Raw genomic sequence first — 20,596 nt, 5'->3', positions numbered from 1 at the left:
CTGATGACCGAACGACTCATCGCCGACAAGCCCGTCGGCGGCAAAAAAAACTTCATCGAACGCAAAGTGCCTGCCCTTCCCGAGGATTACATCCCCCGAGGCAGTCCTGCGCGCGCAGCGTCACGTGAGCAACTCCATCACGACGCTGCGCCATCAACTCAGCTACATGCTGATCGCCCGCCTCGGGCAGTGCCCCTGCTGCGGAAGGGCACGAGAAAAACTACTCTTGTGACACAGTAAGACTAGGGATGCGCTGATCAATGACCGTTCTGGCGAGCGCCAGCGAGTAGCGAGGACCAGAACTGCAGACACGATGCGCAGCCGCGCATTGGCAGCCGCGCCGAGGGGCGTTTGAGGCCTCCAGCGAGGCCGTCAGTGGCAATCAACACTCTGACGGTACATTCTCAAGCGGCGCAGAGTACCAACTTTCAGACCGTCGCCAATACCGACTTCAAGGCACCGCTCAAGCCGGCCTTCGATGAACGATCAACGCACATAAGCCCTTGATATTGCTCAGGAAATCCAACGGATCGCGAACAGTTCAAGACCGCAGCAATCCGCCCCGAATCACTCCCACTCGATCGTCGCCGGCGGCTTGCTCGACACGTCGTAGGTCACGCGGTTGATCCCGCGCACCTCGTTGATGATCCGCCCCGACACCTTCTTCAGCAGGCTGTACGGCAGCTCGGCCCAGTCGGCGGTCATGAAGTCGCTGGTCTGCACCGCGCGCAGCGCCACCACGTAGTCATACGTGCGGCCATCGCCCATCACGCCCACGCTCTTCACCGGCAGGAACACCGTGAAGGCCTGGCTCGTCAGCTCATACCAGCTCTTGCCGGTCTCGGCATCGCGCGTGTTGCGCAGCTCTTCGATGAAGATCGCATCGGCGCGGCGCAGCAGGTCGGCAAACTCCTTCTTCACCTCGCCGAGGATGCGCACGCCCAGGCCCGGGCCCGGGAACGGGTGGCGGTACACCATCTCGGGCGGCAGGCCCAGCGCCACGCCCAGCTCGCGCACCTCGTCCTTGAACAGCTCGCGCAGCGGCTCCAGCAATTTCAGCCCCAGCGTCTCGGGCAGCCCGCCGACGTTGTGGTGGCTCTTGATCGTCACCGCCTTCTTGGTCTTGGCCCCGCCGCTCTCGATCACGTCCGGGTAGATGGTGCCTTGCGCCAGCCACTTGGCGCTCTTCAGCTTCTTCGCCTCGGCCTGGAACACCTCGACGAACTCGCGGCCGATGACCTTGCGCTTGGCCTCGGGATCGGTCACGCCCTTCAGGTGGCCGAGGAACTGGTCGCTCGCATCGACATGGATCACCTTGGCATGCAGCCGGCCGGCAAACATCTCCATCACCATGCGGCCTTCGTCGAGCCGCAACAGGCCGTGGTCGACGAACACGCAGGTCAGCTGGTCGCCGATCGCACGGTGGATCAGTGCCGCGGCCACGCTCGAATCGACACCACCCGACAGCCCCAGGATCACCTCTTCGCTGCCCACCTGCTCGCGGATGCGCGCCACCGCTTCGGTGATGTAGTCGCCCATCACCCAGTCGGGCCTGGCCTTCGCGATGTCAAGCACGAAGCGGTTCAGCAACTCGCGGCCCTTCACGGTGTGCGTGACCTCGGGGTGGAACTGCACGCCGTAGTAGCCGCGCGATTCATCGGCCATGCCGGCGATCGGGCAGCTCGGCGTCGACGCCATCAGCTTGAAGCCGGGCGGCAGCGCGGTGATCTTGTCGCCGTGGCTCATCCACACCTTCAGCATGCCGTGGCCTTCGGGCGTGCTGAAGTCTTCGATGTCCTTCAGCAGCGCGGTGTGGCCGTGCGCCCTCACCTCGGCATAGCCGAACTCGCGGTGCGTGCTGGCCTCGACCTGGCCGCCCTGCTGCACCGCCATCGTGAACATGCCGTAGCAGATGCCCAGCACCGGCACGCCCAGGTCCCACACGGCCTGCGGCGCGCGCAGCTCGTGCTCTTCATAGGTGCTCGCGTGGCTGCCCGACAGGATGATGCCCTTGGGTGCGAACTCGCGGATGAACGCGTCGCTGACGTCGTTGGGGTGGATCTCGCAGTACACGTGAGCCTCGCGCACGCGGCGCGCAATCAGCTGCGTGACCTGGGAGCCGAAATCGAGGATGAGGATCTTGTCGTGCATGGTGGGCAGGTGTCAGGTGTCATCAGCCGGCGCTGGTGGAAGCAGCCGGCGTGGTCAACAGGGTCTGGCGGGAAAAATGGCGGATCGCGACGACGGTGGCCACCGCCAGCAACGCGCTGCAGAAGAAGAACGGTGCGCCGACACGCCAGTCGTTGTGCGGCAGGTGCGAGACGATGCCCAGCAGCGGCGCACCGATCACCGGCGCGATCACCGCCGTGAGGCTGGTCAGCGCGGCCATCGCGCCCATGGTCTGGCCTTGCGTGCGTGGGTCGGCGGCGTTCGAGACGATGCTCTGGATGGCTGCGGCCACCGTGAAACCGAACAGGTTGAAGCCGATCACCGCGTACATCATCCAGCCCTCGGTCGCGAGCGCCCAGCCCAGGTTGGCCAGCGTGCTCGACACCAGGCCGATGGTGGCCAGCCGCGTCGCGCCGAAGCGCTTCAGCAGCCGCTGCAGCAGCATGCCCTGCACGATGGCCGAGGCCACGCCCACGGTGAACAGCGACCAGCCGTTCTCGCGCGGGCCCCATTCGAAGCGCAGCCCGGTGTACAGCACCCACGAGGTGTGCAACACGAACTGCGCCAGCGTGCACAGGCCCGACACCGCGATCAGGCCGCCCACGCCCTTCAGGCTGCCCAGGTGCATCAGCGCGGCCACCGGGTTCAGCGAGCGCATCGACGCCTTGTTGCGGCGCTCGGGCGGCAGCGATTCGGGCAGCACGAACCAGCCGTAGACCAGGTTCACCAGCGCCAGCGTGCCGGCCGCGAAGAACGGATAGTGGATGTCGATGGCGCCGAGCAGCCCGCCCATCACCGGCCCGAGGATGAAGCCGATGCCGAACATCGCGCCCAGCTGGCCGAAGCGCTTGGCACGATCTTCAGGCGGCGTGATGTCGGCAACGTAGGCGTTGGCCACCGCCGCGTTCGCCTGCAGCGCACCGCTGACCAGCCGCACCGCGACCAGCACCCACAGCTGCGTCGCGAGCGCGGTCGCGAAGAAGCTGAAGGCGAAGCCGCAGAAGCCGAGCAGCAGCACCGGCCGGCGGCCGTAGCGGTCGGACAGCGCCCCGAGCACCGGCGAGCTGAAGAAGTTCGCAAAGCCGAAGGTGAACGCGACTGCCCCGTACCAGAACGCCTGCTCGGCCGGGTTGGCGGTGAAGCCCCCGACCAGCACCGGAAGCACCGGCACGATCAGGCCGATCGCCATCATGTCGATCAGCACCGTCAGCAGGATGAAGCGCATCGCCGCCGGGCGGCCGGTGGGCGGCTGCGCAGGCGGGGTCGTGGGACTCGTCGTCAAGGTCGCTGACGCCCGGCGTGCGGGCGTCACTCCATGCGGTAGTTGGGGGCTTCCTTCGTGATCTGCACGTCGTGCACGTGGCTCTCGCGGATGCCGGCCGACGTGATCTCGACGAACTCGGCGCGGTCGCGCATGTCGTCGATCGTCGGGCAGCCGCAGTAGCCCATCGAGGCGCGCAGGCCGCCGGCCATCTGGAACACGATGCTGACCATCGAGCCCTTGTACGGCACGCGGCCTTCGATGCCTTCCGGGACCAGCTTGTCGGCGTTCGGGTTGGCGCCGGTGTTGTCCTGGAAGTAGCGGTCGGCCGAGCCCTGCTGCATGGCACCGATCGAGCCCATGCCGCGGTAGCTCTTGTAGCTGCGGCCCTGGAACAGCACGATCTCGCCCGGCGCCTCTTCGGTGCCGGCGAACATGCCGCCCATCATCACGGTGCAGGCGCCGGCGGCGATCGCCTTGGCGATGTCGCCCGAGTAGCGCACGCCGCCGTCGGCGATCAGCGGAACGCCGGTGCCTTTCAGCGCTGTGGCCACGTTGTCGATCGCGGTGATCTGCGGCACGCCGACACCGGCGACGATGCGCGTGGTGCAGATCGAGCCGGGGCCGATGCCGACCTTGACGCCGTCAGCGCCGGCCTCGACCAGCGCCAGCGCCGCCGCGCCGGTGGCGATGTTGCCGCCGATCACGTCGATCTGCGGGTAGTGCTTCTTGACCCAGCGCACCCGGTCGATCACGCCGGCGCTGTGGCCGTGCGCGGTGTCGACGACGACCGCGTCGACGCCGGCCCGCACCAGCAGTTCGAGGCGCTCTTCGGTGTCTTCGCCGACGCCCACCGCCGCGCCGACGCGCAGCTTGCCGTGCGAATCGCGCGCGGCGTTCGGGAAGTTGGTCTGCTTGGTGATGTCCTTGACGGTGAACAGGCCGCGCAGCTCGAAGGCGTCGTTGACGACGACCACGCGCTCGAGCTTGTGCTTGTGCATCAGCGCCTTGGCGTCGGCGAGCGAGGCGCCGTCGCGCACTGTGATCAGCCGCTCGCGCGGGGTCATGATCTCGCGCACCGGGATGTCCATGCGGGTCTCGAAGCGCAGGTCGCGGCCGGTCACGATGCCGACCACCTTGCCGTCTTCGAGCACAGGGAAGCCCGAGATGCCGTGCTGGCGCGACAGGTTGATCACGTCGCGCACCGGCACGCCGGGCGAGATGGTGATCGGGTCGCGCAGCACGCCCGATTCATAGCGCTTGACGCGCGCCACCTCGGCAGCCTGCTGCTTCGGCGAGAGGTTCTTGTGGACGATCCCGATGCCGCCTTCCTGCGCGATCGCGATCGCGAGGCGTGCTTCCGTCACGGTGTCCATCGCGGCGGACACGAGCGGAAGGTTCAGGCGGATGTTGCGGGAGAGCTGGGTCGCGAGCGAGGTGTCGCGGGGAAGAACCTGGGAGAAGGCCGGCACCAACAACACATCGTCGAAGGTGAGCGCTTTGCCAAGAAGGCGCATGAGAAAGACTCCTGACGCAAAAGCGAATTATACGGATGTCAGACGGACCCTTCACGGCAGCGGTTCTGACGCGCGAGAGCGCGGGGCCGATGCGTGCCAAGCCAAAGCGGTAATAGTTCACGGCCTTCCTCGGCCAACCGGGCGTCGCCATACAAAAGGTGACAGAGCATCGCGCCTGCACACATGTCACGGCGACTACACTTTCGGCCATGCAATTTCTTCCTTCCCGCACGTCCGCCAGGCTGGGTGCCTGTGCTCTCCTCGCCCTGTTGTCGATCGGCCTGCACAACGCCGCATTCGCCCAATGGAAGTGGCGTGACGGCAAGGGTCATGTGCAGTACAGCGACATCCCGCCTCCGGGTAGCGTCGCCGAACAGGACATCCTGCAGCGCCCGGCCGGCAGCGCCCGCCGCGCGCCGATGCAGGGCACACCGGCAGCCGAAGCGGCGCCGGCATCCGCTGCAGCCAGCGGCCCGAAGCTGGTCGACTCGGAACTCGAGGCCAAGCGCCGCAAGGCCGAGCAAGACGAAGCGGCCAAGCGCAAGGCCGAGGAAGACAAGCTCGCCGCCGCACGCGCCGAGAACTGCACCCGTGCCAAGGGCCAGTTGAGGGCATTGGAAGACGGCATGCGCATGGCGCGCACCAATGCCAACGGCGAACGCGAGATCCTCGACGACAAGGCCCGCGCCGACGAGACCAAGCGCACGCGCGACATCGTCGCGTCGGACTGCAAGTGAACAGCGGCCAGGACTAGCGCTTCGAACGCTGGCGCCTCGCCTCCTTGGGATCGACGCGCAGCGCGCGGTAGACCTCCACCCGGTCGCGATCCCGCAATGCGTCGGACAGCTCGCGCAGGTGGCCCCACACGCCGATCCGGCAGTGCGTCAGGTCCAGGCCCGAGCTGGCCTCCAGCACCCCCGCCTGCCGCAGCGCATCGTGCACGGTGCTGTCGGCCGGCAGCTGCAGCGGCACCACCCTCACCTCGCCCGCCCGCGGGCTCCAGGCCACTTCGATGGCGAGCAGCGCTACGGGTCCGCCGGGCTCAGCGGGCGCCATGCACCTGCTCCGCCCGCTTGACGAAGGAATCGACCAACGTGTTGGCGATGCGGTCGAACACCGGGCTGATCACCATCTCGAGCGCGCCGTTGGCGAATTCATAGCGCAGCTCGAACTCGATCTTGCAGGCCGCCTGGCCGCCCTGGCCCGGCGAACCCGGCGCCGCCAGCGGCAGGAAGCGCCAGGTGCCGTCGAGCGTCGAGAACGGGCCGTCGACCAGCGTCATGTGGACGCTCTCGTCGGGCACGTGGGCGTTACGGGTGGTGAAAGCCTGGCCGACACCGGCGAACGACAGCTGGAGCCGGGCGGTCACGCCGCCGGCGTCCTCGCTCAGCACCTCGGCGCGTTCGCACCACGGCAGGAACTGCGGATAGCTCGGGATATCGGTCACGAGCGAGTACATCTCGTGCGGCGAATACCAAAGGAGGACGGACTTCTTGACATGCTTCATACAATCGCCGGATTGTATTGAGCGCCACGCGCCTCATCTGGACGCCATGTCGATTGCCGAAAACCGCCGAGCCCATCACGACTATCACCTCGAGGAACGCTACGAGGCCGGCATGGTGCTGCACGGCTGGGAGATCAAGGCGATCCGCGCCGGCCAGGTGCAGCTGACCGACGGCTACGTGCTGATCCGCGACGGCGAGCTCTACCTGATCGGCTGCCGKATCAACGCGCTGCGCAGCGCGTCGACCCATGTCAGCCCCGAGGCCGACCGCACGAAGAAGCTGCTGATGCGCAAGGAAGAGATCAAGCGCCTGGTCGGCAAGGTCGAGCAGCGCGGCTTCACGCTGGTGCCGCTGAACCTGCACTACAAGGGCGGCCTCGTGAAGGCCGAGATCGCGCTGGCCAAGGGCAAGGCCGAGCACGACAAGCGCCATGCCGAGAAGGAAAAGGACTGGGAGCGCGAGAAGGGCCGCCTGATGCGGCACAAGGTGTCGGCGCCCACGAAGGACTGAGATTCAGCCCGGCTTCAGCGCCCCGAGCGCCTGCTCGCAGTCGGCGATCAGGTCGTCCACCGCCTCCAGCCCCACCGAGAAGCGCAGCAGCGCGCCCTTCCAGGCCGGCCGGGTGCGGATCACCGACAGCTCGTACGGCACCACCAGGCTGACCGGTCCGGCCCACGAGTAGCCGATCTTGTGCAGCCGCAGCGCATCGACGACGGCATCGACCTGCGCGGTCGAATACCGCTCGTCGAACACCACCGAGAACAGCCCCGCCGCCCGCGTGCACAGCGCCTGCCAGGCCGCATGGCCCGGCGATGACGGCAGCGCCGGGTGCAGCACCTGCGCCACCTCGGGCCGCGCCGCCCACCAGTGCGCGAGCGTGCGGCCGGCGCGGTCCTGCGCGTCATAGCGCAGCGCGAGCGACGGCAGCGAGCGCAGCACGAACTCGACATCGTTCGCGCCGACGCCCCAGCCCATGCGCATGTGCGCGAACTTCAGCTTCAGGTGCAGCGGCTCGTCGCGCGTGGTCACCGACCCCATCAGCACGTCGGCGCCGCCGGACGGGTATTTGGTCAGCGCCTGGATCGAGATGTCGACGCCGATCGCGAACGGATCGAAGGCCAAGCCCGCGCCCCAGGTGTTGTCGAGCGCACAGGTCAGGCCGGCATCGCGGGCGATCCTGATCAGCGCCGGCAGGTCGGGGAACTCCATCGTCACCGAGCCGGCCGCCTCCAGCCAGACCAGCTTCGTCGCCGGGCCGATCGCGGCCTGCAGCGAGGCCGGGTCCATCGCATCGTAGAAGCGGTGCGCGATGCCCCAGCGCGCCAGCTCGTTGCGCGCCAGCTCCTTGTTGGGGCCATAGGCGTTGTCGGGGATCAGCAGCTCGTCGCCGGTCTTCAGCAAGGCCATGTCGACCAGCGTGATCGCCGACAGCCCGCTCGGCACCAGCAGCGTGTGCAAGCCGCCCTCGAGCGTCGCGATGCGCTCTTCCAGCGTGAAGCTGGTCGGCGTGCCGTGCAGGCCGTAGGTGTAGCCGGTCTTCTCGCGCCAGGTGCGCGCACGCAGCGCGGCGGTGCTCGGGAAGATCACCGTCGACGCCTTGTAGACGCCCGGTGCCACGGCGCCGAACCCGCCCGGCGGCACGTAGGGGTGGTGGATCAGCGCAGTGCGTTGATCGGGCTTGTCGTCGGCCGCCATCTCAGATCGGTTGCGCCACAAGGTCGTGGCCTTGCGTGCCGACGATGCGCGCCTTCGTGAACTCGCCGACCTTCAGCGTCTTCGAGGCCTTCTCCGGCGGCAGCAGCTTCACCACGCCGTCGATCTCGGGCGCATCGGCATAGCTGCGGCCGACTCCCCCCTTGCGGCCGAGCGCCGGGGCCGAATCGACCAGCACCTGCATCGTCGCGCCGACACGCTCGCGCAGCTTGGCGGCCGACACCTCTTCGGCCACCGCCATGAAGCGCGCGCGACGCTCCTCCCGCAGCTCGGCCGGCACCGCATCGGGCAGCGCATTGGCCGTCGCGCCCGCCACCGGCGAATAGGCGAAGCAGCCGGCGCGGTCGATGCGCGCCTCGCGCATGAAATCGAGCAGGTGCTCGAACTCGGCCTCGGTCTCGCCGGGGAAGCCCGCGATGAAGGTGCTGCGCACCACCAGCTCGGGGCAGATCTCGCGCCAGCGCTGCAGGCGGTCGAGGTTCTTCTCGCCGTTGGCCGGGCGCTTCATGCGCTTCAGCACGTCGGGGTGCGAATGCTGGAACGGCACGTCGAGGTAGGGCAGCACGCGGCCCTGGGCCATCAGCGGCAGCACCTCGTCGACATGCGGATACGGGTACACGTAATGCAGCCGAACCCAGGCGCCATGGCGCTCGGCCAGCTCGCCGAGCTTCTCGCACAGGTCGAGCATGCGGGTGCGCACCGGCTTGCCGTCCCAGAAGCCGGTGCGGTACTTCACGTCGACGCCATAGGCACTGGTGTCCTGGCTGATCACCAGCAGCTCCTTGACGCCGGCTTCGAACAGCCGCTGCGCCTCGCCGAGCACGTCGCCGACCGGGCGCGAGACCAGGTCGCCGCGCATGCTGGGGATGATGCAGAAGCTGCAGCGGTGGTTGCAGCCTTCGCTGATCTTCAGGTAGGCGTAATGGCGCGGCGTCAGCTTGATGCCCTGCGCCGGCACCAGGTCGATGAACGGGTCGTGGGGCTTGGGCACGTGCAGGTGCACCGCGTCCATCACCTCGTGCGTGGCATGCGGGCCGGTCACGGCCAGCACGCTCGGGTGCATCTGGCGCACCAGGTTGCCGCCGCCGTCGCCGGCCTTGGCGCCCAGGCAGCCGGTCACGATGACCTTGCCGTTCTCGGCCAGCGCCTCGCCGATGGTGTCCAGGCTTTCCTTGACGGCGTCATCGATGAAGCCGCAGGTGTTGACGATCACCAGGTCGGCGCCGGCGAAGGTCTTGGAGGTGTCGTAGCCCTCGGCACGCAGTTGCGTGAGGATCAGCTCGGAATCGGTCAGCGCTTTCGGGCAGCCGAGGGAGACGAAGCCGATCTTGGGGGACGCAGCGGCCGAAGGGGTGGCTGGCGCCAGGGTGTCTTGTGTCATCCGCGGATTTTCGCCGATTGGCGGGTCCCGCGCGTCCGGACGGGTCAGCGGCCGGCTTCCGGGGTGCAACTACTGCTCGAACCGCCCCGTGGCGTCACGGTCGTGCTCGTAGTGCCTCGCGAGCGGAAACGGCGGCAACCAGGCCTCGCGGCGGACCGTCCAACACTCGTAGGTGGGGGTCAGCTGGTCCGGCGCATCGAGGGATCCGAGGTTCACCTCGATCTCGCCGCCGCTGCGCGAGAAGACCGACGAGCCACAGCGGGGGCAGAAGCAGCGCCCGGCGTACTCGTGGGTTTCGCCTTCGACCGCCACCGCCTGCTCGGGGAACATCGCGGCGGCGTAGAACAGCGCCCCGTGGTGCTTGCGGCAATCGAGGCAGTGGCACAAGCCGACCCGCCAGGGCCGCCCGGTTGCCACGAATCGAACCTGGCCGCAGAGGCAACCGCCGGTGAACCGGTCGTCCATGCCGCACTCAGCGCTTGGGCGGAACGAACCCCGGCATGCCCGGGAAGAGGGCTTCCGCCTGCTTCGCCATCTGTTCGAACATGTGGCGCGACTGCTCGAGGTAGTTGCCCATCACCCCCTGCACGCCGGGCGCCTGCCCGTTCAGGAACTGCGTCCACAGCTCGGGGTTCAGGCCCTTCGACTGCTCGGCCACGCGGGCCTGCATGTCGGTGAAGGCCTGCAGGTTCTTCTCGAGGTAGCTGCCCATCATTCCCTGCATCGAGTGGCCGTAGAACCGGATGATCTGGGCCAGCATCTGCGACGAGAACATCGGCACGCCGCCGGTTTCTTCCTCGAGGATGATCTGCAGCAGGATGCTGCGCGTCAGGTCTTCGGAGGTCTTGGCGTCGCGCACGACGAAATCCTGGGCGGCCAGCACCATCGCCTTCACGTCGGCCAGCGTGATGTAGGTGCTGTTCTGCGTGTCGTAGAGGCGGCGGTTCGGGTACTTCTTCAGCACGCGTGTGGTGCCGCCGGCTTCTTTCGCGCCTCCCTTGGCGGACTCCTTGGCAGACTCTCTGGCAGCGTCGGGGGTGGCGCCTTCCGTCTTGGCGGAAGGGCGGCGAGTCGGGGCCATTCGGAAAACTCCTTGCGGGACCCGGTGGGGTCGCGTGATGGGTCATTGTGCGGGTGCACAACGATTCTAGGAGCGTGCTGCCAGGGCCCGCGAAGGGTTTTCCCGCTCGAAGGCACGACCCTGTCCTACGGCTCGCCACGCCCTGCCCTACAGACGGCACGCGATGCGCCGCCTAGTCTGGACGCATGGGTTGCGCGCACCGCGCGGCCGCATCCACCCACCGCTTCGAAAGGACTATTCGATGTCGAACAGCAGCATCCTCGGCGGCGAACGCGCCGCCCCCCGTGCGATCGGCCGCGACGTCGACGCGCTCGGCCCGAGCGACAGTTCGGACAGCGGCAGCGACGTGCAAGGCGAACGCGCGATGCCCACCGATGCCGACAACCCGGGCGAACTCGGCGCCCTGCCGGTGAACCGCGACAGCGACAGCGATGCCGGCGGCACCGGCGAGCGCGGCTCGGCCACCGGCGACGGCCGCGGCGATGCGGCCGACATCCTGCCCGACCAGCTGCTCAGCGATCCGGTGTGGGACACCAACGCGGCGGGCCGGCCGTTCGCATCCGACGACGTCGAAGCGATCGCCGACGACGCGGACGAAGAATCGGAAGACGAAGAAGACGTCAGACGCCATTGACGACGCCTGGAGGGGTGCTCAGCCCCCTCGCGTCGCGCGCACGAACTCGTCGAGCAGGGCCTGCGCGCCGACCGGCTTGCTGAGCACCCGAAAGCCGGCCGCCGTCGCGTCGTGCACGCGCGTCGCATAGCCGGTCAGCAGCACGACCGGCAGTGCCGGCCAGCGCCGGCGGATCTCGTGGGCGAGCTGGATGCCGTCCATCTCGCCCGGCATCGAGACATCCGAGAACACCAGGTCGGGCGCTTCGGCCGACTGGGCGAGCGCGTCGAGCGCTGCATCGGCCGAGCGCACGCTGTGCACCTGCAGCCCGCAGGCCTGCAGCATCTCGGCGGTGGCATCGACGACCTCGTCGTTGTCGTCGACCAGCAGCACGTTTCCGGTGACGGCCGCCGGTTCGGCCAGCGACGCCGGCACCGCGTCGAAGACCGCACCCGGACGGGCAGGCAGCCACATCAGGATCGAGGTTCCCTGCCCCGGCTCTGAGCGCACCTCGGCACTGCCGCCCGCCTGCACGCAGAAGCCCTGCACCTGGCTCAGGCCGAGCCCGCTGCCCTTGCTGGCCGGCTTGGTCGTGAAGAACGGCTCGAACACCTTGGCGAGCAGCGCCGGCTCGATGCCGGTGCCGGTGTCGGTGGCACGGATCAGCACGCGCTCCGGCGCGCCCCCGCCGTCTCTCTCACCCGCCGGCTCCTGGCTCGCTTCGATCGTCAGGCGGCCGCCGCCCGGCATCGCGTCCCGTGCGTTCGAGGCCAGGTTGATCAATGCGAGTTCCAGCTCGCCGACATCGACGCGGATCGGGGAAACGTCCGGTGCCACCTCGAGCGACAGCGCGACACTGCTGCCGAGCGTCGCCTTCAGCAGCTCGCTCACCGCCGGCAGCCACGTCGCCAGCTCGACCCGCTCGGGCTTCAGCGCCTGGCGCCGCGAGAACGACAGCAGCTGCCGCGTCAGCCGCGCGCCCGAGCCGACTGCGCGCGAGATCGCGCCGATCTGCTTCATCTCGGCCACGTCGGGCCGCAGCTTCTTCACGACGTGCAGGTTGCTGTTGACGATCGCCAGCAGGTTGTTGAAGTCGTGCGCCACGCCGCCGGTCAGCTGCGCCAGCGCCTCCAGCTTCTGCGACTGCAGCGCCGCCTTCTCGGCCTGCGCGCGCTTGCGCGTCTCGGCATGGATCTCGACCGCCATGCGCTGCTCCAGCTGCGTCTTGCGCAGCGCGAGCCAGGCCACGGACACGAGGCCGATCGTCACCGGCAGCGTGATGGCCGCGAGCAGCGCGACGAGGCGCTTCCAGTCGGCAAGGATCGCATCGTCGCGCAGCGAGCTGCTGACGTACACCGGCAGGTCGCGCACCTGCTGGTAGCTCACGGTGCGCGATGCGCCGTCGAAGCTGGAGCGGAAGCTCAGCACGCCCGCGTGCTCGCCCCGCCGCACCGCGGCGATCACCGGGCTGGCCTCCGGCAGGCGTGCCATCGGGGTCGGCAGCGCCGGCCAACGCGTCAGCAGCGTGCCGTCGGCCTTGAACAGCGTGAAGGTGCTGACGCCGGCTTCTTCCAGCGCGATCGAGCGGTAGAACTCCTCGAACACCGCCGGCTGCAGCGCGATCACGACCATGCCGCCGAAGCCGCCGTCGGCGCTCGGGCGGCGCACCGCGATGCTGAGCGCCGGCATGCCGGAGGCGCGGCCGAGCACGATGTCGCCGATGACCAGCCGGTCCTGCGTGGCCTTCATCTGCTGGAAGTAGTTGCGGTCGGCGATTGAGACGCTGCTGGAGCCGACCGGAAACCCGGTGCCCACCAGGTGATGCCCCTGCGCATCCCACACCGAGATCGAGCGCACGCCCGGGATGCCGGTGCTCGTGTCCATCAGCCGCGTGCGCAGCGCTGCCTCGTTGGCCCGCACCTCGTCGTCGGATACGCCGATGAAGCGCAGCGACTTCTCGGCGATCTCGCGCGACGATTCGAAGACGCGCTGCGCATGCCGCGCCGCCACGTCGCTGGTGCGCACCAGCGTATTGCGGCCGTCGTCGGCGGCCACGCGCCAGGCCCACCAGCTCACCGCGATGAAGCCGGCCAGCGGCACGATCGCCGCGCCCCACATCACCGCGCGCAGGAAGCGCGTCAGCGGCGTTTCCTGCAGCGTCGTGGGGTGGGCGTCGCCGGGATCGGCCATGTCGCGGGGTACTTCCATGCGGCGGGGATGTTACCGGGCAAGGCCGCAGCAGCTAGGCCGGAAGATGCCCGCGCGCCTGCAGCAGCGCCACCACCCGGGCCGCGGCGTCGGCCGGCGTCAGCTCGCCGGTGTCCAGCCGCAGTTCGGGCTGCGCGGGCACCTCGTAGGCCGAGCCGATGCCGGTGAAGTCGGCCAGCCCGCCGGCCTTCGCTCGGGCGTACAGGCCCTTCGGGTCGCGCGCCGCGCAGGTCGCGAGCGAGGTGCTCAGGTGAACCTCGACGAAGCGGGCGCTGCCAATGCGCTCGCGTGCCGCGGCGCGGTGCGCGGCGCGCGGCGAGATCACCGCGGCGAGCACCTGCAGGCCGGCGTCGTTGGCCAGGCGCGCGACCTCGGCGATGCGGCGGATGTTCTCGTCGCGGTCGGCATCGGAGAAGCCGAGGCCCCGGTTCAGGCCTTCGCGCACGACATCGCCGTCAAGCACCAGCACGGGCCGCCCGCGTTGCAGCAGCGTGCGTTCGAGCAGCGCGGCGAGCGTCGACTTGCCTGCCCCGCTGAGGCCGGTCATCCACACCGTGGCGGGGTGGCGGCCGAACACGCGCTCGCGCAGCAGCGCGAGCGATGATGGATCAGGCGGCGAGAGATCAGGAGGCGAGAGATCGGGCGACGAAGCTTCGGTGAAAGTCGACGGCATCGCTGTTCCTTCCAGGACGAGGGTGTGGATGGGAACCCGTTGTATAAGACGCGCCTGGTCCACGCACGACAAAGGGTTCGCCATGGCCGAGATCATCCACCCCTTCTACAAGTCGCACCGCGGTGCCATGGAGGCGGCCATGCGCCACCGGCTCGACCTGGCCGAAGCGATGCTGCGCGAGCGCGGGCATCTGACCGACATGGATGAAGTCAGGCAACAGGTGATGGACGAATTCGAGACCGTGCTCACGCAGATGCCCTATGTCGGCGGCGCGGCAAGCCGCATGAGCGATTTCTTCATGCGACTGATGGGCTTCATGGCCATCAGCCGGGTGCTGCGGCGACACGGTGTGCCGCTGCCGGTGATCGGCGACATCGAGCGAGAAACCTTCAAGGCGCAATTGCTCACCGTGCCCGAAGCCGAACGCCTGGCCTCGGGGCAGCAATTCATGTCGCCGGAGAATCAGGCCTTGCTGCGCGCGCAGGCTGCCACCAGCACGACGGCAAGCCATCGGAGCGAGTTTCCGGACGATTTCGTCTACGACTTCGTCGAGCCGGGCCCGGGCGACAGCTTTGAATTCGGCATCGACTACACCGCTTGCGGCTTCTGCAAATTCGCGGGCCAGCATGGCGACAAGGACATCCTGCCGAACATCTGCGGGCTCGATTTCGTCGCCTATGCCGCGCGAGGCATTCGCCTGGAACGCACGCAAACCCTGGCCGGCGGTGCGAGCCACTGCAATTTTCGATTCTCGTCACTCCCCTTTGATCCCTCTGACATGAACAAGGAGAAAAAATGAAACACCGCTTCTGGTTGGCGCTCGGCATCGGCGCGCTTCTTTCCCTTTCGGCGGCAGCCCAGGAGGTCACGCTGACGCGCCTCGATTGCGGCACCGGCACCAACGACCCGAGGCGCTTCAGCGACACCTTCGCCTACAGCGAGACGACGAAGCCCTTCACCTTCAGCTGCTACGTCATCCGCCACGGCTCGGACGTGATGGTCTGGGACACGGGCTACCTGCCGGGATCCGTCCCCAGCGCGACCAACAAGCCGCTGGCCGATCTGCTGAAGCAGATCAACGTCAACCCCGAAGACGTGAAGTACGTCGGCATCAGCCATTACCACGCCGACCACACCGGGCAGCTGGCGCCGCTGAAGAATGCGACGCTGCTGATCGGCAAGGGCGATTGGGACGGCATCAATGCCACGCCGCCGATGGGCAGTGCGAACGTGAAGGGCTTCGCCGAGTGGATCGCCGAGAAGCGCAAGGTCGAGCCGCTGAGCGTGGACAAGGACGTGTTCGACGACGGCACCGTGATGATGCTGCGCGCGCCGGGCCACACGCCGGGGCACAGCATCCTGCTGGTGCGCCTGAAGGAGATGGGGCCGGTGATCCTGAGCGGCGATGCCGTGCATTTCCACGAGAACTACGAGCACGACGGCGTGCCGGGCTTCAACTACGACCGCGCGCAGACCCTCGCGTCGATCCAGCGCGTCAAGCAGATCGCGAAGAACCTGAAGGCGACGGTCATCATCCAGCACGACCCGCGCGACATCGGCAAGCTGCCGGCCTTCCCGGCTTCGGCGAAGTAGGCTAAGCCGCCACCACGCCCGCAGCGTGCACCGGTGCGCTGCGGTAGGCCCAGAAGCGCGGCAGGGCGAATCCCGTCGCGATGACGCCTGCGAAGCAGATCGCGCCGCCGATCCAGACGGCGGCCGAGACACCCCAGGCGTCGGCCATGAATCCGGCCCGCGTGTTGCCGATGAGCGGGCCGGTCAGGTAGCTGATCATCTCGATGCCGGCCAGGCGCCCGCGCAGCGTGTTGGGAATGGTCTGGTTCCAGATCGTGCCGCGGAACACGCCGCTGACCATGTCGGCCGCGCCGGCCACCGCCAGGCAAAGCAGACCCAGCGCCAGGCTGGGCGCGAAGCCCAGTGCCACGATGCCGAGCGCCCACACGGCGGCCGCGATGACCACCGCACGGCCATGGCGCACGACCCTGCCGGTCCAGCCGCTGAAGAGGCCGATGGCCAGCGCGCCGATCGACATCGCCGACAGCAGCCAGCCGATGGCTTCGGTGCGCCCGTCGGCGGCCGCCATGGCCGGGAAGAGCGCCACCGGGAAGGCGAAGGCCATCGCGACGATGTCGACGATGTAGGTCCCCATCAGCTCGGGCCGCGCCCACGCGTAGCGCAGGCCTTCGCCCAAGTCGCTGAGAAGATGGGGACGTTCGCTCGGAGCGTCCACCGTGCCGATGGCCGCTTGCGGGATGCGAGAGATGAAGAACAGCGCCGCGAGAAAGGTGCAGAAGTCGAACAGATAGGCGCCCACCACACCCCAGCGCGCCAGCAGCAAGCCGGCCAGCGCCGGCCCGGCCACCATGCCGACGGTTCCACGCACGGAAGACAGCGCTGCGACGGCGGCGAACTCTTCGGGCCGCGCGAGCTTTTGCGTCAACGCCTCGAGCGCCGGGCGATGGAAGCCGCTGGCGCCCTGCAGCACGGCCACCAGCGCGTAGATCGCCAGCACGCTGGGCGCCGCTGTCAGCGCGTTGGCCAGCAGGCCCGCCAGGCACAGCGCCATCAGGGCTTCCGATGCGATCAGCAGGCGCTTGCGGTCCACGCGGTCGGCCAGCGCGCCGCCGAGCAGCCCGCAGGCGACGACCGGCACCAACTGCACGAGGCCCAACAGGCCCACCTGCGCGTTGGAATGCGTCAGCTGGTAGAGCTGCCAGGGCACGGCCACATAGCTGACCATGGTGCCCAGCCCGGAGATGAATTGGCTGGCGAACAGACGACGGAAGGCGGCATTGCGGCGCAGCGGGCCGATGTCGAGAAGCATTCGGGGGGTGTCTCACTTGAGCCGCGCGCGATCGACCAAGCCGAAGCGGCTTGGCGCGATCTGCTGGCCCGAGTGGTCAGGACGCCGCAGGCGTCGAAGCCGGGGTCACCGCCTTCGGGGGCTGGGTGCCATCGGCCTTGCGGCGCTTCCGGCCGCTGGCCGTCTTCCTGACTTGCTTGGCAGAAATGGTTCTCTTGCCGACGCGCTTCTTCTTTGACAGTGCCATCTCGATCCTTTGGAGTAAAGGGGCTGAGGATACCGCTTGTTCATGCGGCCCTTGACAGCCTCAGCCTCTGCTCACGGCGAGTGCGGTTTGGGAATCGAACTCGACTGATGTCGGCCAGCAGCGGACGGTCGCGAGCGGCGCCTTTGGGGTAGTCTGCGCGAACATGACCAACTTGCAGACCAGATGCGGCTGCTGAAAACCGCGAGCGTTCAAGTTCGCAACCCACTCATGCGCCGTCGAGCGAGCTGGCCTATGCTGAGCAAGGCCGAGCTTCGTTTGCTTATGGCCGGCCTCGTCGACTGGGAAATTCGATCCCGAGGTCCGATTCGTGCGCGGATTCGCAGGAAGCGTCTCGAAGCAATCGAGTATTACCGCCGAGTGCACGGCCCACTCTCCGAAGACCGCCTCTGGGTGCCGAGGAAATCAACTTCTGCCGCGGCGCGGCAGTGGGATTGCCATCGCCGGCACGACCCGGCAAGAGAGAGGTTGAGAGGCGTCCTCTGGCATGAAGCCTGACTCCGCTTGCGAGCGACTGAACCGGTGAACGGCGCACCTGTTGGACGCGAACTGCCGGCCACTTGCAGATGACCGCGGTAGACTGCTTTCGGGCAAGCCGGGTCGATGGATGCGATGTCGCCGTCTGCACCACGGAAGTTTCGAGAGGACGCTTTCCGGCCTGCGGCCTCCAAGCGCCTCTCACGTCAAACATTGGGCCCCGCAGATGAAGCCGCATCCGCTCACATTGGCTCACATCAAGGCAGTCACGTTGAAGCCGGGTATGTACATCCGAGACTTCGATCTTCGCTCGCTCGAAACGCAGCTTTATGGCTTCGATGCCGGTCTAGCAGCTGCGGGTGTACTCGGCGATTTCGACTGGTTCAACCGCGCGTTCAATGATTTCCTGTTCACTCGCACCAAGTGGAGCTGCGTACAAGGTTGGGCAACGGCAATACTTGAGCGATACGGCCAGAGCGAGGAAAGCTTCAACAGGTTTCTCTCGCTCCTGGAACAGGCAACATCCAAGAGCGAAGAATGCCAAAGCCATGCGACTGCCAGCAACGCGTCGTGTTCTGCGCGTGAGGCCTGACCCTCCATGAAAAGGACGTCTTGCAGCTGACTTCGCCAGCTGTAAGACGCCTCTCAGTCAAACGTCGAACGACAGCCTCCTGGTTCGAGATCAACGACGCGAAGGTCCGCAACGGGTCGCCGACAGGCGATCAGGCAGGGCAGCCGACCGGCAACATTCGGCCACTTGCAGCGGTCGCGAAAGACTGCTTCGAGGTAGCTCGCTTGACGCCTTGTGGCCCAAGCCTCCATCCAACATTGTTAGACCGCCTGCATCTTGCATATGCCAGAACTGAACGTCTTCACTGCGATTGCCATCGGTTCATTTGCTGCGGTAGTGTGGGCTGTCGTGTCCATTCGCAGGCTTCTGCGTACGTCCAGACTGAACGGCCTTTCCCGCAATCAAAGGATTTCTGTATGGGCTGCAGCTGCCCTCATTTTCGTGCCTTCGCAACTGGTCGCGTTTGCATGTTCAGTGATCCTTTCCAGCTTCACCGTATCACCGGGTCCTTGGAACCATCTGGCGCTGAATCTCACCATCATCTTCAGCCTTGGAATTCTTGGTGCGGTCATCACCTGGGGCACAGCCAAGGTGGTAGGCACCTTGATCCAGGGTAGAGGGGCTGTCGTTTGAAGCCGCAGCGAAGGGATGCTTTGCAGGACCACGCGCGCCACCTGTCACGTCGAGCGCTGAGTGACAGCTTTGATAAGGGCGATCTGGCATCGCGAATTCCCGCAACGGGTCGTTTCGAGGCCACCAGCAGCTAAGCCCGAACGTCCTCAGCCGGCCAGCAGAAGTCCTTCGTCAATGGCTGCTTTCGGGTGGGAAGTCAGCTCGTAAGGCGCTCCGCTGAGTACCTCAATCAAACGCGCCACTGCCCTCCAAGCCGCGGATGAAGGATTCAAAGTCCGGCGCGACAAGAGTAATGGCGTAGTCGAGTTCTTGGTCTACGTGCACCACTGCCGGCTCACCTTGCGGACCGCAGGCGCGATAGTCTAGGCAGAGCATGTCGTGCCCGGCCGAAGGGCAGTCCGCAAAGTAGACGCCGATCTCGGGGTAGCCCCACTCCTCAATGTGGAAGCGACTTCCGAGTTCCCCGCAGAGCGAGTACGGCTTGTCGTTCCCGATGGAGAAGATGCCAGTGATGGCGACATGGTCCGCTGCCCATGAGGTTCGAGAGGCAGTTCGGTGAACCGTCCTTCTCGGCACGCCGCCGTTTTGGAGCGCGGCGAGAGCAACGTAAGCTGCGGGCAGCTTGTACCGTAGCTCAGCCTCTACCGCCTCGACTGCCTCCAGTGTGCATGGCACGTCCACATACTCGCGCGCAGCGTAGTCGGAGGACTCCCAGAAGCAGCTCAGGTCCAAGTCGGCAAAGGGGCGCAACATAGGTCTGATTGTGCCCTTCTCGGCAACTCTGCCGGGACGTAGCAGGGCTCGAAACGTGGTCGAAATGTCTTCCGCAGACGCTTGCCAGCGGATGACCAGGAACACCTGTCGACTGACGACAACCGGCCAGGAGCGGTCCATGGCGAGGGACTGCTTTCGGGTAATCTTCAGTCGATATTGCGTCAGGAGTGATCCATGGGTCTTGCTCTCTTGCCCTGGGAGAGGTTGCCAGCCTACGTGCTCGGCCCTTTGCTAGCTCTCCTCTCTGGATGGCTACTGTGGATCGACACTGAGCGCACGTTCGTTCACGTATTGTCTGAGATCGCTGGCATCGTCTTCGCTGTCTGCATCGTTTGGCATCGATACCGCACCGGCAGAGAGCTGTTCGCAGCGGCCAAGTCGACGGACAAACTTCCGTAGGAGAATGGCTCGATCGCAGCGTCTGGCTTCGGCCATGACCAGCCGGTCGTGACTGACGGCTTTCGGGCAGGATGCTTGCGGCGAAACCATTCAAGCGGGAGCTTTGTGAATCAGGTCCTCGTTTCGGAAGCTCAGAAGAGTCGCCTCTATGGGCATGCTGAAGCGCTCGGGTCAAGCACCTCACCGGCGCAGTCCGGTCAATCCAAAAAAAACGTTGTGCCTCGTGGGAGTCTCAGTTGAACACACAGCATGTTCCCAAAAGAATGTCACGGTTCGCGCGGGCTGCAGTGCTCATGTTCGCAGTGAATGCGGTCGGAGGCTGCGGCGAATGGAACAGCTATTTGCTCGTCAAAGACGAAACGAAGCAAGTAGCCGGTTGTGCGGTCCATCGGGGAAAACTTTCGCCTGAAGACACGCAGCGATTGCATCAATGCATTGCCGCTTGCCAGCAAAAGGGGTTCAGGCTTAGTGCGCCCGATACCGTGCCCCCATTGCTACCTACATCGAACGAGGTCAGCCAACCGTCGATACC

The 20,596-nt window shown here is 66.8% G+C and carries 20 protein-coding genes and 1 pseudogene; 8 read left to right on the top strand and 13 right to left on the bottom strand.

What is annotated here, in order from left to right:
* A pseudogene (locus ACXJLU_RS27555) lies at positions 1-240 on the top strand (IS701 family transposase); the annotation flags it as partial.
* A gap of 327 nt (positions 241-567) precedes the next feature.
* Here ACXJLU_RS27555 and guaA read toward each other — a convergent pair.
* From guaA to guaB, 3 genes are read right to left on the bottom strand one after another with little or no spacing between them, the layout of a single operon-like run.
* Complete coding sequence (guaA, locus tag ACXJLU_RS27550) at positions 568-2,151, bottom strand: glutamine-hydrolyzing GMP synthase (RefSeq protein WP_457336497.1); 1,584 nt, start codon at positions 2,149-2,151, stop codon at positions 568-570.
* A gap of 22 nt (positions 2,152-2,173) precedes the next feature.
* Positions 2,174-3,451 (bottom strand): MFS transporter, encoded by a 1,278-nt coding sequence (locus ACXJLU_RS27545; RefSeq protein ID WP_235002700.1) that lies wholly within the window; start codon positions 3,449-3,451, stop codon positions 2,174-2,176.
* 26 nt (positions 3,452-3,477) lie between these two features.
* Positions 3,478-4,947, bottom strand: a complete 1,470-nt coding sequence (guaB, locus tag ACXJLU_RS27540; RefSeq protein WP_073468913.1) for an IMP dehydrogenase — start codon at positions 4,945-4,947, stop codon at positions 3,478-3,480.
* A gap of 209 nt (positions 4,948-5,156) precedes the next feature.
* Between guaB and ACXJLU_RS27535 the strand changes: the two genes are divergently transcribed.
* Positions 5,157-5,684 (top strand): DUF4124 domain-containing protein, encoded by a 528-nt coding sequence (locus tag ACXJLU_RS27535; RefSeq protein ID WP_457336495.1) that lies wholly within the window; start codon positions 5,157-5,159, stop codon positions 5,682-5,684.
* A gap of 13 nt (positions 5,685-5,697) precedes the next feature.
* Here the strand turns inward: ACXJLU_RS27535 and ACXJLU_RS27530 are convergent, their stop codons facing one another.
* Entirely contained in the window at positions 5,698-6,003 is a 306-nt protein-coding gene (locus ACXJLU_RS27530) for an RnfH family protein (RefSeq protein ID WP_457336493.1), read from the bottom strand.
* Positions 5,990-6,454: a type II toxin-antitoxin system RatA family toxin gene (locus tag ACXJLU_RS27525; RefSeq protein ID WP_457336491.1), complete on the bottom strand. Its 465-nt coding sequence runs from the start codon at positions 6,452-6,454 to the stop codon at positions 5,990-5,992. The genes ACXJLU_RS27530 and ACXJLU_RS27525 overlap by 14 nt, the downstream gene beginning before the upstream one ends.
* 46 nt (positions 6,455-6,500) lie before the next feature.
* Between ACXJLU_RS27525 and smpB the strand changes: the two genes are divergently transcribed.
* Positions 6,501-6,965: an SsrA-binding protein SmpB gene (gene smpB, locus ACXJLU_RS27520; protein ID WP_073468909.1), complete on the top strand. Its 465-nt coding sequence runs from the start codon at positions 6,501-6,503 to the stop codon at positions 6,963-6,965.
* A gap of 3 nt (positions 6,966-6,968) precedes the next feature.
* Here smpB and ACXJLU_RS27515 read toward each other — a convergent pair whose 3' ends face one another.
* The 4 genes from ACXJLU_RS27515 to phaR form a co-directional block, all read right to left on the bottom strand.
* On the bottom strand, positions 6,969-8,150 hold the full coding sequence (locus ACXJLU_RS27515) for a PLP-dependent transferase (RefSeq protein WP_457336489.1): 1,182 nt from the start codon (positions 8,148-8,150) through the stop codon (positions 6,969-6,971).
* A gap of 1 nt (position 8,151) precedes the next feature.
* Entirely contained in the window at positions 8,152-9,549 is a 1,398-nt protein-coding gene (gene rimO / locus ACXJLU_RS27510; RefSeq protein ID WP_457336487.1) for a 30S ribosomal protein S12 methylthiotransferase RimO, read from the bottom strand.
* 69 nt (positions 9,550-9,618) lie between these two features.
* The gene (locus tag ACXJLU_RS27505; RefSeq protein WP_457336485.1) at positions 9,619-10,014 is read right to left on the bottom strand and encodes a GFA family protein; all 396 of its coding nucleotides are present in this window, start codon (positions 10,012-10,014) and stop codon (positions 9,619-9,621) included.
* Positions 10,015-10,021: 7 nt separating this feature from the next.
* Positions 10,022-10,630: a polyhydroxyalkanoate synthesis repressor PhaR gene (gene phaR / locus ACXJLU_RS27500; RefSeq protein ID WP_083614757.1), complete on the bottom strand. Its 609-nt coding sequence runs from the start codon at positions 10,628-10,630 to the stop codon at positions 10,022-10,024.
* A gap of 241 nt (positions 10,631-10,871) precedes the next feature.
* Between phaR and ACXJLU_RS27495 the strand changes: the two genes are divergently transcribed.
* Complete coding sequence (locus ACXJLU_RS27495) at positions 10,872-11,264, top strand: hypothetical protein (protein ID WP_457336483.1); 393 nt, start codon at positions 10,872-10,874, stop codon at positions 11,262-11,264.
* An 18-nt stretch (positions 11,265-11,282) separates the two neighbouring features.
* Here ACXJLU_RS27495 and ACXJLU_RS27490 read toward each other — a convergent pair whose 3' ends face one another.
* Positions 11,283-13,451 carry an ATP-binding protein gene (locus ACXJLU_RS27490; RefSeq protein ID WP_457336481.1) on the bottom strand — a complete coding sequence of 723 codons (2,169 nt, stop codon included), beginning with the start codon at positions 13,449-13,451 and terminating at the stop codon, positions 11,283-11,285.
* Between the two features lie 34 nt (positions 13,452-13,485).
* Positions 13,486-14,124 carry an adenylyl-sulfate kinase gene (gene cysC / locus ACXJLU_RS27485; protein WP_457336479.1) on the bottom strand — a complete coding sequence of 213 codons (639 nt, stop codon included), beginning with the start codon at positions 14,122-14,124 and terminating at the stop codon, positions 13,486-13,488.
* Between the two features lie 82 nt (positions 14,125-14,206).
* On the opposite strand from cysC, the gene ACXJLU_RS27480 reads away from it, so the two are divergent.
* The gene (locus tag ACXJLU_RS27480) at positions 14,207-14,923 is read left to right on the top strand and encodes an L-2-amino-thiazoline-4-carboxylic acid hydrolase (protein ID WP_457336477.1); all 717 of its coding nucleotides are present in this window, start codon (positions 14,207-14,209) and stop codon (positions 14,921-14,923) included.
* A complete protein-coding gene (locus ACXJLU_RS27475; RefSeq protein WP_073468902.1) occupies positions 14,920-15,717 on the top strand; it encodes an N-acyl homoserine lactonase family protein in 798 nt (265 codons plus the stop codon). Before ACXJLU_RS27480 ends, ACXJLU_RS27475 begins: the two co-directional genes overlap by 4 nt.
* A gap of 1 nt (position 15,718) precedes the next feature.
* On the opposite strand, the gene ACXJLU_RS27470 is transcribed toward ACXJLU_RS27475, so the two are convergent.
* Complete coding sequence (locus ACXJLU_RS27470) at positions 15,719-16,966, bottom strand: MFS transporter (protein ID WP_457336475.1); 1,248 nt, start codon at positions 16,964-16,966, stop codon at positions 15,719-15,721.
* Between the two features lie 947 nt (positions 16,967-17,913).
* Between ACXJLU_RS27470 and ACXJLU_RS27465 the strand changes: the two genes are divergently transcribed.
* Entirely contained in the window at positions 17,914-18,279 is a 366-nt protein-coding gene (locus tag ACXJLU_RS27465) for a hypothetical protein (RefSeq protein WP_457336473.1), read from the top strand.
* A gap of 261 nt (positions 18,280-18,540) precedes the next feature.
* Positions 18,541-18,891 (top strand): hypothetical protein, encoded by a 351-nt coding sequence (locus ACXJLU_RS27460; RefSeq protein WP_457336471.1) that lies wholly within the window; start codon positions 18,541-18,543, stop codon positions 18,889-18,891.
* A 225-nt stretch (positions 18,892-19,116) separates the two neighbouring features.
* Here ACXJLU_RS27460 and ACXJLU_RS27455 read toward each other — a convergent pair whose 3' ends face one another.
* Positions 19,117-19,785, bottom strand: coding sequence for an SMI1/KNR4 family protein (locus ACXJLU_RS27455; protein ID WP_457336469.1), 669 nt, complete (start codon positions 19,783-19,785; stop codon positions 19,117-19,119).
* Positions 19,786-20,596: the final 811 nt, after the last annotated feature.

Source organism: Rhizobacter sp. P5_C2, assembly GCF_054049715.1.
The sequence above is the reverse complement of the archived record's forward strand: the minus strand, read 5'-3'. Positions and strand labels throughout refer to the sequence as shown.